We start from the raw sequence: 12,986 nt of genomic DNA on the forward strand, positions 1-12,986 counted from the left end.
GCCCTTTGGGTTTAACGCGCCAGCGTCGCTTGCGCGGCGGCGGGGGTGTTGATCGCGGCGGGGGCGGCGGGCGCCTGCGCGGTGATGGCGGCGGGGCGGGTGTTTACCTTGGCGCCGGGCATCGCGGCCTGAAGATTGGTGACGACGACGCGATCATTGGGGGCAAGGCCCGAACGGATCACGCGCAGCCCGCGCACCACCGGACCCAGCGTGACGGGCTTGGCCGCCAGCGTGCCGTCGGGGCCGACCACGAGCACGGTCTTGCGCGCCTGGTCGGACTGGATCGCCTCATCGGGAACCAGCAGCGCCTGCACCGTGCCGCCATGGCTCAGCCGCATTGCGCCGAACATGCCGGGGGTCAGGAACAGGCCGGGATTGGCCATCACCGCGCGGCCCCGGATCGTGCCCGAATGCGGATCAAGGCCGTTGTCGGTAAAGTCCAGCTTGCCCTTGTGGCGATAATCCGGCTCGTCCTGAAGTTTGATTTCGACCTGGGTGCTGGTGTTGCCATTGGCCCGGTTGCGCTGGGCCTTGAGGTAAAGTGCTTCGGAGGAATCGAAGGTGAAATAGATCGGGTCGAGCGCGTTGATGGTGGTCAGCAGCGTGGCATTGGCCCCTTCGCCCGCGGCCACCAGATTGCCGACATCGACGCGGCGGTCGGAAATGCGGCCAGCGATGGGGGCGCGGACCTGGGTGAATTCCATGTCCAGCGCGCGGGCCTGCTGGCGCGCCTGCGCGGCGGCAAGGGCGGCCTGCGCGGCCTGAAGCCGGGCCTTGAGCCCATCGAGTTCGCCCGCCGAAATCGCCTCATCGCCCGACAGGCGGCTTGCGCGCGCCAGATCGTTGCGGGCCAGCGCCAGCGTGCTGCGGGCCGAGGCGACATTGGCCGCCGCCTCGGCCAGAGCGGCGCGATAGGGGCGCTGGTCGATGGTGAAGAGGAGCTGGCCCTTTTGCACGATATCGCCATCGCGGAAATGGCGCGCGGTGATCTGGCCGCCCACGCGGGGGCGGATTTCGACGCTCTGGCTGGGGGCAAAGCGGCCGACGTAATCATCCCATTGCGTTACCGGGGCAACCATGGGCGTGGCCACGCCTAGCGTGGGGGTCGGCATGGCGGGGGCGGTGGCCGCATCATGATGCAGCGCTCGCCAGCCAAAGCCGCCCGCCAGCGCCAGTGCGATCGCGGCCCAGGCGATACGGCGGAAACGGGGGGATTGGCCCGAGGCGCTCTGGGCGTCGCGCGTGATGTCGCGCTCATAGGCATTGTCGAGGTGAGAGGTCAGCATGTCCATTGGATCGGCTCCGGGCAGGCAGGAACACGCGCAGGGGACGGCAACGCCACGCGCCATCATGACGCACAAGCGGACCCTCCCCGGCGCGCCGGGTAGAGACGGGCGGCGGGCACGAAGCCCGCGCAGGGATGGGATAAAACCGGCCCCGTCCGCGACGCGTTGGGGGGGTGGGGATTGCGCCCCGGACGGGAACCGGTCTGGGCAGACGGCGTTTGGGGTAAACGCCGCGCCTGAGGTTGGACGCGCTGTTCAGGCGCCCTTTGAAAGAGACGAACCGGGCAGGAACGGACGGTCCTGCACTTGGTGGACGGGGGGGTAGTCGGCCCGTGCTCTTTCAATACCAAGCGGTATAAAATAGGACGGCGGCAGCGTCAACCGGATTTTTATACCGAGCGGTAATTTTTATCTATCTCTTTGAAAATAGAGTAAGTTATCTTAACGCCCCGGCCACATCGCCAGCGTCATCGCCACCAGCCGCTCCAGTTCGGCCGGGGTAGCGCCTGAACGGGCCTGCACAGTCATGCCTTGCAGAATCGCGGTCAGGTAATGCGCCAAAGCCGCCGGATCGACGTCTTCGGGGAAATCGCCTTCGCTGCGGGCGCGCTCAAAGCGTTCGATGATGGCGCGGTCGGTGGCCAGGCGCAGCGAGGTGATCTCGTCGCGGATCGAGTCGGCGTAATTGGTGCAGGCCACCGCGCTGACCACGCTGAGGCATCCGCGCGGATCATTGCCGGTCTGCATCGCCAGCGCGCCGCGCAGGAAAGCCTCGGCCACACCCTTGGCCGTGGGCGCGGTCAATCCGGCGCGCACATAGGCCAGCTTTTCCTTTTCATAGAGGTCGAGCGCCTTGCGAAACAGGGCTTCCTTATTGCCGAAACAGGCGTAAAGGCTGGGCTTGGTGATGCCCATCGCCTCGGTCAATTCGGACATCGAGGCGCCTTCATAGCCCCGTGCCCAAAATACCTTGAGCGCGGCTGTCAGCGCCGCTTCCGGGCAAAACTGGCGCGGTCGACCCCGATGGACAGAGGCCTGATGCGTTGAGCCGGGCGCCACAAAAGTGTCAGGGTCGAATTTCATACCAGCCAGTATATAAGAATTTTGTGACATGGTCCATAGCGCTTGCTGCGTCCCGCCGCAGGAATCCTGACAATCATCGCTGTTGCTGCGCTGCAGCATGGGTCTTGCGCCCGCGCCATCTTTCTGGGAAACTTGGCGAATCGCGTGAGGAGAACCGGATATGACGGTGATCATCGACCCAACGCCCGGCCCGGCCTCGCCCGGCGGCAAAAGCGCCATTTTGCCCGCGCGGCCCGAGGCCATGCGCATCGATCCGGCCACAACCGCCGTGGTCGTTATCGACATGCAGAATGCCTATGCTTCGCCGGGTGGCTATGTGGATCTGGCCGGGTTTGACATTGCCGGGGCGGCGGGCGTGATCGGGCGGATTGCCAGGGTGCTGGACACCGCGCGGGGGGCCGGGGTTCAGGTGGTCTTTCTGCAAAACGGCTGGGACGGCGATTATGTCGAGGCGGGCGGGCCGGGGTCGCCCAACTGGCATAAATCCAATGCGCTCAAGACTATGCGCGCAAGACCCGAATTGCAGGGCAAACTGCTGGCGCGCGGGGGCTGGGATTATGAACTGGTCGATGCGTTGACGCCCCAGCCGGGCGACATTCGCGTCCACAAGACGCGCTACAGCGCCTTTTTCAACTCGCAGCTCGACAGCGTGCTGCGCTCGCGCGGGATCAAAACCATCGTCTTTGTCGGCATCGCCAGCAATGTCTGCGTCGAATCGACCCTGCGCGATGCGTTTCATCTGGAATATTTCAGCGTGATGCTGGAGGATGCCACCCATCATCTTGGCCCCGATTTCGTCCATCAGGCCACGATCTACAATGTCGAGAAATTCTTCGGCTGGGTCAGCACGGTGGGCGATTTCTGCGGCAGCTTGGGGCAATTGCCCAAGGGAGGGGAATGATGCCTTTTGAACCGATTAATCCGCCGCAATTTCCCGCCCCCATCGCGCCTTATTCCGCAGGCGCGAAGGCGGGCAATACGGTCTATGTCTCGGGCGTGCTGGCGCTGGGCGAAGGGGGCGTGGTGCTGCATGTGGGCGACGCGGCGGCGCAGACTCGCCATATTCTGGACGTGATCAAGATCACGCTGGAGGCGGCGGGGGCGACCATGGCCGATGTGGCCATGAACCATATCTTTCTGAAAGACCTGAACGATTACGCAGCCTTCAATCAGGTCTATGCGCAATATTTCCCCGGCGACAAGCCCGCGCGCTATTGCATCCGCGCCGATCTGGTCAAACCGGATTGTCTGGTCGAAATTGCCAGTGTGGCGCATATCGGCTGATGCCGGGCGGGGCGGACCTTTATTACGAAGAACACGGGCGCGCCGATGCGCCGCCCTTGATCCTGTCGAGCGGGCTGGGCGGATCGGCGGCCTATTGGCGGCCCAACATTGCCGATCTGGCCCGCCATTTCCGCGTGATCGCCTATGACCATCGCGGCACGGGGCGCAGCGACCGCGCCTTGCCCGAGCATGTGACGCTGGCCGACCTTGGCGCGGATATGCTGGCGCTGATGGACCGGCTGGGGATCGCGCGGGCCGCGATCATCGGCCATGCGATCGGCGGCATGGCCGCGCTGGAGGCCGCCCGCGCCGCGCCTGAAAGGGTGGAGCGGATCGTCATCATCAACGGCTGGGCGCGGCTTGATCCGCAGACGGCGCGCTGTTTCGATGTGCGTCTTGCGCTGTTGCGCCATGCGGGCCCGGCGGCCTATCTGGAGGCGCAGCCCTTGTTCCTCTTCCCGCCCGACTGGCTGAGCGAGCATGACGCGGCTCTGCGCAAGGAAAGCGAGCATCATCTGGCCCATTGGCCGGGCGACGCGGCGATGGAAAAGCGCATTGCGGCGGCGCGCAGATTTGACGCCATGCCTTGGCTGCATCATGTTGTCTCGCCCGTTCTCGCCATCAGCGCGGCCGATGATCTCTTGGTTCCGTGGCGCAATGCGCAGGCGCTGGTGCAGGCCCTGCCGCAATCGGTGCATCGTCATTTCGACTGGGGTGGCCACGCGCTCAATGTCACCGCATCGCAAAGGTTCAACCGCGACACCCTCGACTGGCTGACCAGCGGGGCCGCGCCTATCGGGAGCTAGCCCCATGCAAGTCGGCGTTTTTGTCCCCATCAACAACAACGGCTGGCTGATCAGCGAGAACGCCCCGCAATACCACCCCAGCTTTGACCTGAACAAACAGATTGCGCAGAGCGCCGAGAAATACGGGCTCGATTTCCTGCTCTCCATGATCAAATTGCGCGGATTTGGCGGCAAGACCGAGTTCTGGGAATATGGGCTGGAGAGCTTTACACTGATGGCGGGGCTGGCGGCGGTTACGGAAAAGATCAAGATCTACGCCACCTGTCCCACGCTGATCATCCCGCCCGCCTTTGCCGCGCGCATGTGCAGCACCATCGACAGCATCAGCCATGGCCGCTTCGGCCTCAACCTGATCACCGGATGGCAGCCGCCCGAATATACCCAGATGGGCATTTGGCCGGGCGATGAGCATTTCCGCAACCGCTATCAGATGCTCGATGAATATGCCCATATCCTGCGCGAATTGTGGGAAACCGGCGTATCCGATTTCAAGGGCGACTATTACCGGATGGAAGATTGCCGCGTCCGGCCCCAGCCGCAGGGGAATATGAAGATCATCTGCGCGGGCTCCTCCGATGCGGGGCTGGCCTTTTCGGCCAAATGGGCCGATTATGCCTTTTGTCTGGGCAAGGGCGTCAATACGCCCACCGCCTTTTCCTTCAACAATGAACGCCTTGCCAAGGCGCTGGAGGCCACGGGGCGCGATGTTCAGGTCTTTGTACTGGTGATGGTGATCGCCGCCGAAACCGACGAAGAAGCGATGGCCAAGTGGAAGAGCTACAATGATGGCGTGGACCTTGAGGCCATCGCATGGCTGGCCGAACAGGGGGCCAGGGACAAGGTCAACACCGACACCAATGTCCGCCAACTGGCCGCACCGGAGGGCGCGGTAAACATCAATATGGGCACGCTGGTCGGTTCCTATGCCAGCGTGGCGCGCATGCTGGACGAGATCGCGCTGGTGCCCAATACCGGCGGTGTGCTGCTCACCTTTGACGATTTTGTCGAAGGGGTGGAGGCTTTCGGTACCCGCATCCAGCCGCTGATGAAAAGCCGGGCCTAGGCGTGATCAACGGCGGCTGGCCGCATCCTCATCCCAATCCGCATTCGCGGCGAGCGAAGCAAATTCCCCCGGCCAATCCGCCGCCCATGCCGCCTTTTGTGCCTTATCGGCCCAACTGGCGCTGATCCCGGCCATCATCATGGCCCGCAGGTCATCACGGCTGGCGCCCATATGGCTGTACATCAATTCCCATGCCCCCGCCGGGCTGACGCGGTGCAATTGGGGGTCGTCGCTGTTGGGGTGGACCGACAGGCCCATGCCGATCATCGCGCGGATCGGGTGATGTTGCGCCCAATCCTCGGGCGTCATGGTGCGCAGGTAATAGGAATTGGTCGGCACCACGGTGAACACCATGCTCCGCGCGCGCAGGGTTTCGGCGAAATCGGGATTGTCGATCACGGTATAGCCATGGTCGATCCGATCCACGCCCAGTTGATCGACGGCTATGGCCACATTGGTCCATGGCATCCCGAATTCCCCGGCATGGGCGGTGGCGCGCAGGCCATTGTTCCGCGCCAGAGCATAGGCCGGGGCAAACCATTCGGGCGGGCCATCATTTTCGCGGTAATCGATGCCGATGCCCGGAACGCGCGGATGGCGATGGGCCAGCATCGCCTCGACCATGGCGATGGCCTGCGCGGGCGGGGCCTCGCGGTCGATGGCGGGGATGAGGAGCGAGGAGATCGGCGCGGCTTCCATCGCTTCCACCATCGCCTGCTGGATCTCGCCATAGGGGATGGCATGGGCGGCAAGGGTCGCGGTGGGGTTCCAGAAGAATTCGGCGTGGCGGACGTTATCGGCCGCCGCATCCTCCAGATATTCGCGCACCAGCCGGGCGATATCCTCAGGCGCGCGCAGTAAATGCTGCTCCATCGCGCGCAAGGCATGGAGTACGCCCACCGGCTTGCGCCCCCGCGTGTAAAGCCCCGCAGCCATATCGGCGGGGATGGGCGCATCATAGCGGTGCGCCAGATCGCGAAATGTCTCCTCGCGCATCGCGCCCAGCAAATGGCAATGCAGTTCCACCTTGGGCAGGCGTTTAAAGAAGGCGCGCTGATCCGGGCTGATCACCCGTCCCGTGGCCGAGGGGGGCAGCACCGAGAGCGTTTCTTCCATGGCAATCGGCATCGCGGCGGCTCTCAACGGTGGACGGTGGTGTAGAGGTAATAGGCCAGCGGCAGCGAGAGCAGCAACAGGCCCGGCGACACCTGCCGCGCCCGCCCGCCGAGCAGGCAGACCGCCACATAGGACACCAGCCCTACGGCGATGCCCGTGCCGAAACTGTTGGCGATCAGCGTGGCCAGCAGCATCAGCACCGGGGGCAGGGTTTCCTCCAGCCTTTCGCCGCCCAATTGCCGCAGCGAACCCATCATCCCCGCGCCCACAAGGATCAGCGCCGGGGCGGTCGCCTGTTTGGGGATTGCCATGGCCAGCGGGATGGCAAGCAGAGAGGCGAGATAGCACAGCGAGGCGGTGATCGGCACCAACCCGGTGCGCCCGCCTGCGCTTGCCCCCGCCGCCGATTCCACCAGCGCTGTGCCGCCGGGAATGCCCAGCACCGGGCCGAATGTGGCCGCCAGTGCATCGACCAGAAAGGGGCGGTCGATCTGGGGCAGATTGCCCTCACCATCGGTCAGCCCCGCCTTGGCCCCGACGGCCAGCGTGGTGCCCATGGTGGAGAAGAATTCGGCGACGAAATAGGCAAAGAGATAGGGCAGGGCCTTGATGGTGAACACCGCCGCCCAATCGACATGGCCCAGCACGGGCCCCATGGCGGGGGGCAGACCCAGCGGAGCGGCGGGCGCGTGGGTGATGCCCAGAACCGCGCCCAGCCCCGCCGCCGCGATGATCCCGGCAAGGATCGCGCCCGGCACGCGCCGCGCCTGAAGCGCTACCGCCACGCCCAGCCCGACCAGCGCCATTTGCGGCCCGGGTTGCGAAAAATCGCCGAGCGAGAGCGCATTGGTCTTGGCATTGACCGAAACCATGCCCGCATCGCGGCATCCCAGCAGCGCGATGAACAGGCCGATCGAGGCCCCAAGCCCCAGCTTGATCTCACGCGGGACAAGGCGCATCACCCAGCCGCGCGCGCCGGTGATCGTCAGCAGCGTGAAGAGCACGCCCGAGGCCATCGCAATGCCCAGCGCCGATGGCCATGGCAAATGCTCGACCTGCGTCAGCGTGATCCCCAGCAACGCCGCCCCGCCGATGCCCGGCCCGACGATGAAGGGCAGGTTGGCGTAAAGCCCCATAGCCAGACTGCCCAGCGCCATGACGATTAGCGTGGCCGTGGTGGCCGCGCCCTGATCCATGCCGCCGCCCGAGAGCAGGCGCGGGATCACCACCACCAGATAGGCCGAGGCCATGAAGGTGGTGAGCCCCGCCACGGCTTCGCGCGGCAGGGTGGTGCCGCGTTCCGCCATGCGGTTGCGCCACAGGTTGGCGATCATTGGCGGGCCTGTGCGGTAAAGCGGGCGAGGAAGCGGGGCACGTCGATGCTCTCGACCACCTCGACGACCTGCTCACCGCGATGGGGGGCGAGGTCCTCCTTCCACATCTGCGCGGTGCCATAGCCCGCGCCGGGCATCAGATCGACATCCATGCGGGCGGTGAATTTCTTCGTCACCAATGTGGGATCAAGCGCCACGGCCACGGTCATTTCATCCCACAAAGGCTGATCAATGCGGGCATATTGGGCGATGTAGCGCGCGGTGGGCGTGCCCGATGCGCCGATCTGATCGACCAGCGCCCGCGTCATGCGGGCCGAGGTGGTGACATTGCCCACCACGGTGATCTTCCGCCACGGCGCGTTCAGCACGATATGGGCGGCCTCGGGGTCAAAGATGAAATTGAAATCGGTGGCATAGTCGGCATTGTCCAGCACGCGGGCGGCCTGCATGTCATAGCCGCCGCCCTGCATGGTGATGCCCTTGGCCTTGGCGGCGATGTCGGGGGCAATGCGCAGCGCCAGCGCGATATTGGTCAGCGGCCCGGCGCAGATGATCGTCACCTGTCCCGGATGGGCGCGCACGGCCTCGATCAGGCGGTGGACGGCATCCTGCGCCACCGGCCTGATGGTGGGCGCGCCCTCGGCCATCGGGGGGACCAGATCGGGATCTTCGGGGTGATATTGGCGGCCCGGTTTGGGCGCGTTCCATGCTCCCTTCCACGGGATCGGGCCAAAGCGGGCCTCCCACGCCTTCATTTCGGGCAGGGAGCGGATGAGCGGGGTCTGCGCGCCCTTGGCCACCGGCACATCGGCGCGACCGGCGATTTCGAGGAAGCGAAGCGCGTGGCTCGTTTCCTCCTCCAGCCATTGGTCGCCGGTGACGACGCCAATGCCCAGAAGATTGACCTGAGGGTCGCGGATCAAAGGGATCAGGGCCTGAAGATTGCTCTGTCCGGGGCCGAGAAAGTCATTGTCGAACCACACCATGGCGCGACTGTCCGTCTCGGCAGGACGGCTGACAGGTTTGGGCGCAGCGGCCATGGTGAGGGACGCCATGGCGAGGGACGCGCTGCCCAGCAATGCCAGCCACAATTTCATGCCCTGATCCCCCTCCTGCTTATTTCGCTTCGGCCAGAACCAGCACGGTGGCCAGTTCATTGTTGAAGTTGCGCAGGTTGACCGGCTTTTCCAGCTTGAGCCCTTCGTCCAGCGAGTGGTTGCGGAAGGTTTCAAAGCCCGAGCCCAGCGTGAGCGCGGAAATGCCTTTGCTCATCGGGATGTTGCTGTCGGTCGATCCGGCGCTGTACTTGGGCGCGAAACCATTGGCCTTGGCCACGGCATCGGCCACCTTGACGATGCGCGAATCCATCGGCGTGGTGCCGCCGGGGCGGTCGCCCACCAGCTTGGCGTCATAGGTGATCTTGCCCTTGGCGGTCGAGCGCGCGGCGTTTTCGGCCGCCACCGCTTTGGGCAGGATCGACAGGAAGGTCTTTTCCTCGGCATCCAATTCCGCCTTGCCGTTCGAGCGCATGTCGATGGTCATGGCCGTGGCAAAGGGGATCGAGTTGACCGAGGTGCCGCCCTCGACGATGCCGACGTTATAGACCGTCTTGGGGTCGCTGGGCACCTGCATTTTGGCAAAGGCGGTCATGGCATTGGCCATCGCATAGGCCGGGTTGACCAGACCGAAATCGCCCATCGAATGGCCGCCCGGACCGTTGAACGTCACCTTGTAGCGGCGCGATCCGGTGCCCGCATTGGTGATGCGCTCGGGCTGGCCGGGTTCAAAGCTGATGAAATGGGTGATGCGGTCCTTGTACTTGCCCTGCGAGAACAGGTAGCGCACGCCCCGCAGGTCGCCCGGACCTTCTTCGCCCACATTGCCCATGAACAGGATGTCTGCCTTGGTCGAGAAGGCGCCCGCCTTCATCGCGCGGATAAAGGCCAGCAGGACGGGCAGGCTGCACGTATCGTCGCCGATGCCGGGGGCATAGAGCGTGTCGCCCTCGCGGCGCACCTTCACATTGGTGCCCTCGGGGAAGACGGTGTCGAGATGGGCGGTGATGACGATCAGCGGCGTTGCCTCGCCTTTCGCGCCGCCGGTGCCCGGGCGCAGACCCATGACATTGCCCACGCCGTCCATTTCAACGTCTTCCAGACCCTCGGCCTTGAGCATCGCCATATAGGCCTTGGCGCGCGCTTCTTCCTTGAAAGGGGGGGCGGCGATTTCGGTCAGGGTGATGATGTCCTGCACAATGCGGTCATAATCGCCCGCCAGCGAGGCGGTCGCCTTGGCGAATTTCGGGCTTTTCAGCAGCGCCTTCGCGGCGGCTTCCTCGGGCGTGGCGGCATGGGCCTGGGGCGCGGTCATCGCAACGGCGGCCAGCGAGGCAAAAGCAAGCAAAGTGTTACGCATGGAAAGACGTCCTCTCATTAGAAATTGCCGCGCAGGTTGATGCCGACGGTACGGGGCGTGGTGGTGGCGATGTAATCAGGCGTGCCGTTGACGGCCGAATAATAGCTCAGACCCTTGGCATCGACGAGGTTGCGCACATAGACATAGACGCCGTAGCGCTCGTTCTCGATCCCTGCGCGCAGGTTGACCTGCGCATATTTGCCATAGGTGCGATAAAGCGCGTTGGTGGGGTTAAGCTGGGTCGTCATCTTGCCGGTATAGTTGAAATCGGCACGCATCATGCCTTTCCAGGCGCTGTTGATCTGCCAGCCATACTCGGCGCCCGCGCTGGCCGTGGTGCGCGGAATGCCGGTCAGGATATTGCCCACGCGGCCCGCCGCCGTCACTTCGGAATTGACCTGATCGGCCGTCAGGCGCGGATAGACCACCGAGAGCGAGCCGTTGAGGAACAGGCCCTTGGTCGGCGTGCCGCTCAGTTCCGCTTCAAAGCCTTCGATCCGCGCCGCGCCGACATTGCTGATATAGCTGAAATTGCCATAGGTGGCCTGAACCGAGGTCTGCATGTTGGTCCAGTCGATGCGATAGACGTCGGCGTTGAAGGTCAGCTTGCGGTCGAACCACTGGCTCTTGAAGCCCACTTCATAGTTCCACAGCGAGTCGGCCATATATTGCGTGGCCGAGGCGGGAATGCCGGGCGTCAGGTTCGCGCCGCCGGGGCGGAAACCCTGCGATGCGGTGGCATAGACCATCAGGTCGCGGGTGGGTTTCAGCTCGACGTTGTATTTCTGGATAAAGCCGTCGGCATTGGCGTTGACCTCGGTGTAGGCCATCGGCGTCTGGCCGTTGAAGTAATTGTAACCGAGATAGGCGCCGCCCACGATCTTCTTGTAATGATAATGGCGCAGGCCCGCCGTGACCGTCAGGATGTCGATCGGGCGATAGGAGAGTTCGCCGAACTGCGCGGTCTGGTTGATGACATCGCGCACAAACCGCGAGCCGAGATCGACCAGCGGTTCGCGCATCATGCCCGTGCCGGGAACGCCTGCGAACACGGTGGTGTCCACCCGGTCCTTACGGTTTTCAAAGAAGGCGCCCAGCGTATAGTTCAAACGGCCCTTGCCATCGGAATTGAGGCGCAGTTCGTTGGTGACATTTTCCACCCAGCGCGGCTGATAATTGCCGATGGGCATCTGGCTGTTGGCCCAGCCGAGGTAATTGGCGCGCAATTGGGCCGAGGTATAACCGCCCGCGCTCGATGCGCAATTGCTCGACGATGTGGTGGTGCCCGATGCGCCGGTTTGGAGCAGCGAGCCTGAATAGGTGTTCTGATAGAGGCCGCAATAGCGATAGGAATTGGCCACCGACTGGTAATTGTCGCTGTTGTCGTTGGTCTGGCGCACATCCCAGCGATAGTAGCCGTTGGCCAGCGAGATCGTGCCGATCGGCGTGTTCCACTTGGTGTCGAGCGAGAAGATCTTCTGCTTGTCGATGGCGGGCGTATAGATGCGCAGGCCCGACGTATAGGTGCCCACCGAAGGCGCCCAGAGCGAGGTGCCGCCGGTGTGCTGGTCCTGGATGATGCCCATGAAATTGATGCGCAGATTGTTGGTCGGGCGGAAGCCCAGCATCAGGCGCCCGCCCGTGGTCATCACGCTGTTCATGTTATAGCGGCCGATGGAGGGATCATCGACAAAGCCGCCCGTGCGCTGGCGATAGAGCACGAGGCGCGCGGCCAGCAGATCCTCGATGATCGGCAGGTTGACCGCGCCCTTGATGCTGTAGCCGGTGCCGCCGTCCTTGGTGGTTTCCGCGCCCGCATCGACGGCGGCTTCATACTTCTTGAGGTTCGCCTGCTTGAAGAGCACACGCAAAGTGCCGCCCATCGAGCCGGAGCCGTAAAGCGTGCCCTGCGGCCCGCGCAGCACTTCGAGGCGTTCGGTGTCGAACAGGTTGAGGTTGGGGGTCGAGCCCGACGGGTCCGAGGTCGTGCCCGCAGGCCCGGTCAGCGGCACTTCGCCGAAATAGACGCCAACGGTGGCCTCGCCCGCAGTCTGGATGCCGCGGATCGAAACGCGGGTGCGGCCCGATTCGCTGGAGAGCAGGTTGAGGCTGGGGACCGAGCGCGCCACATCGGCAATGCCCGCCGCGCCCATGTTGTTGAGCATGTTGCCGCTCATCGCGGTGATCGCCAGCGGGGTGTCCTGCACGCGGGTTTCGCGCTTCAGGGCGGTGACGACGATATCGTCGCCCTGCCCCGCCGTCTGCGCCAAAGCGGGGGCGGCCGCCAGTGTGGAAACCGCCAGTGTGGAAACCGCCAATCTGGATACCGATCGCAGCAGCGCTGCACCAAACTTCATGTTCATAGTCCATCCCTCATGTGCGAGTCGCAAAACCGGCATTGGGTCCGCAATGGCTTGGCGCCGGCCTTCTGCCGGGCGGCGCGGCCCATCGCGAGGCCACCGGAATCGTGCTGCTTGCCCTGTTCGTCCTCTCGCAGAATCAGAGGCTAAGGCCGCCCGCCTGTCATCAAGCTGTCATGCCGGGACCGACCATCTGGCGCGTTTTGCGTATTTTGGCGTAAGAGCCTGTGGTGCCATTC

Annotated in this window: 11 protein-coding genes; 4 read left to right on the forward strand and 7 right to left on the reverse strand. The window is 64.2% G+C overall.

Features of this window, described 5'->3' with window-relative positions; genetic code table 11:
- Positions 1–11: 11 nt before the first annotated feature.
- Complete coding sequence (locus PQ467_RS17400; protein ID WP_274176797.1) at positions 12–1,292, reverse strand: efflux RND transporter periplasmic adaptor subunit; 1,281 nt, start codon at positions 1,290–1,292, stop codon at positions 12–14.
- A gap of 435 nt (positions 1,293–1,727) precedes the next feature.
- Positions 1,728–2,369, reverse strand: coding sequence for a TetR/AcrR family transcriptional regulator (locus PQ467_RS17405; RefSeq protein ID WP_274176798.1), 642 nt, complete (start codon positions 2,367–2,369; stop codon positions 1,728–1,730).
- A 160-nt stretch (positions 2,370–2,529) separates the two neighbouring features.
- Between PQ467_RS17405 and rutB the strand changes: the two genes are divergently transcribed.
- Genes rutB through rutA form a run of 4 tightly spaced genes read left to right on the forward strand, consistent with a single transcriptional unit; the run spans position 2,530 to position 5,522 of the window.
- The gene (gene rutB, locus PQ467_RS17410) at positions 2,530–3,270 is read left to right on the forward strand and encodes a pyrimidine utilization protein B (protein WP_274176799.1); all 741 of its coding nucleotides are present in this window, start codon (positions 2,530–2,532) and stop codon (positions 3,268–3,270) included.
- Complete coding sequence (rutC, locus tag PQ467_RS17415; RefSeq protein WP_274176800.1) at positions 3,270–3,653, forward strand: pyrimidine utilization protein C; 384 nt, start codon at positions 3,270–3,272, stop codon at positions 3,651–3,653. Before rutB ends, rutC begins: the two co-directional genes overlap by 1 nt.
- Positions 3,653–4,459, forward strand: coding sequence for a pyrimidine utilization protein D (gene rutD / locus PQ467_RS17420; protein WP_274176801.1), 807 nt, complete (start codon positions 3,653–3,655; stop codon positions 4,457–4,459). The genes rutC and rutD overlap by 1 nt, the downstream gene beginning before the upstream one ends.
- A 4-nt stretch (positions 4,460–4,463) precedes the next feature.
- Positions 4,464–5,522: a pyrimidine utilization protein A gene (rutA, locus tag PQ467_RS17425; protein ID WP_274176802.1), complete on the forward strand. Its 1,059-nt coding sequence runs from the start codon at positions 4,464–4,466 to the stop codon at positions 5,520–5,522.
- 6 nt (positions 5,523–5,528) lie between these two features.
- Here the strand turns inward: rutA and PQ467_RS17430 are convergent, their stop codons facing one another.
- The 5 genes from PQ467_RS17430 to PQ467_RS17450 are packed head-to-tail and all read right to left on the reverse strand — an operon-like array spanning position 5,529 to position 12,744.
- On the reverse strand, positions 5,529–6,638 hold the full coding sequence (locus tag PQ467_RS17430) for an adenosine deaminase family protein (RefSeq protein WP_274177251.1): 1,110 nt from the start codon (positions 6,636–6,638) through the stop codon (positions 5,529–5,531).
- A 23-nt stretch (positions 6,639–6,661) separates the two neighbouring features.
- Positions 6,662–7,972 carry an NCS2 family permease gene (locus PQ467_RS17435; protein ID WP_274176803.1) on the reverse strand — a complete coding sequence of 437 codons (1,311 nt, stop codon included), beginning with the start codon at positions 7,970–7,972 and terminating at the stop codon, positions 6,662–6,664.
- Positions 7,969–9,069 carry a nucleoside hydrolase gene (locus tag PQ467_RS17440; protein WP_274176804.1) on the reverse strand — a complete coding sequence of 367 codons (1,101 nt, stop codon included), beginning with the start codon at positions 9,067–9,069 and terminating at the stop codon, positions 7,969–7,971. Before PQ467_RS17440 ends, PQ467_RS17435 begins: the two co-directional genes overlap by 4 nt.
- 19 nt (positions 9,070–9,088) lie before the next feature.
- The gene (locus PQ467_RS17445) at positions 9,089–10,387 is read right to left on the reverse strand and encodes a M20/M25/M40 family metallo-hydrolase (protein WP_274176805.1); all 1,299 of its coding nucleotides are present in this window, start codon (positions 10,385–10,387) and stop codon (positions 9,089–9,091) included.
- A 17-nt stretch (positions 10,388–10,404) separates the two neighbouring features.
- Entirely contained in the window at positions 10,405–12,744 is a 2,340-nt protein-coding gene (locus tag PQ467_RS17450; RefSeq protein WP_274176806.1) for a TonB-dependent receptor, read from the reverse strand.
- Positions 12,745–12,986 lie beyond the last annotated feature (242 nt).

Origin of the sequence: Novosphingobium sp. KACC 22771 (genome assembly GCF_028736195.1) — a bacterium.
Taxonomy (GTDB): domain Bacteria; phylum Pseudomonadota; class Alphaproteobacteria; order Sphingomonadales; family Sphingomonadaceae; genus Novosphingobium.

Coding starts and splice junctions, on each gene's coding strand:
- PQ467_RS17400 (WP_274176797.1), bottom strand. CDS start 1,292: ATGGACATGCTGACCTCTCACCTCGACAATGCCTATGAGCGCGACATC.
- PQ467_RS17405 (WP_274176798.1), bottom strand. CDS start 2,369: ATGAAATTCGACCCTGACACTTTTGTGGCGCCCGGCTCAACGCATCAG.
- rutB (WP_274176799.1), top strand. CDS start 2,530: ATGACGGTGATCATCGACCCAACGCCCGGCCCGGCCTCGCCCGGCGGC.
- rutC (WP_274176800.1), top strand. CDS start 3,270: ATGCCTTTTGAACCGATTAATCCGCCGCAATTTCCCGCCCCCATCGCG.
- rutD (WP_274176801.1), top strand. CDS start 3,653: ATGCCGGGCGGGGCGGACCTTTATTACGAAGAACACGGGCGCGCCGAT.
- rutA (WP_274176802.1), top strand. CDS start 4,464: ATGCAAGTCGGCGTTTTTGTCCCCATCAACAACAACGGCTGGCTGATC.
- PQ467_RS17430 (WP_274177251.1), bottom strand. CDS start 6,638: ATGGAAGAAACGCTCTCGGTGCTGCCCCCCTCGGCCACGGGACGGGTG.
- PQ467_RS17435 (WP_274176803.1), bottom strand. CDS start 7,972: ATGATCGCCAACCTGTGGCGCAACCGCATGGCGGAACGCGGCACCACC.
- PQ467_RS17440 (WP_274176804.1), bottom strand. CDS start 9,069: ATGAAATTGTGGCTGGCATTGCTGGGCAGCGCGTCCCTCGCCATGGCG.
- PQ467_RS17445 (WP_274176805.1), bottom strand. CDS start 10,387: ATGCGTAACACTTTGCTTGCTTTTGCCTCGCTGGCCGCCGTTGCGATG.
- PQ467_RS17450 (WP_274176806.1), bottom strand. CDS start 12,744: ATGAAGTTTGGTGCAGCGCTGCTGCGATCGGTATCCAGATTGGCGGTT.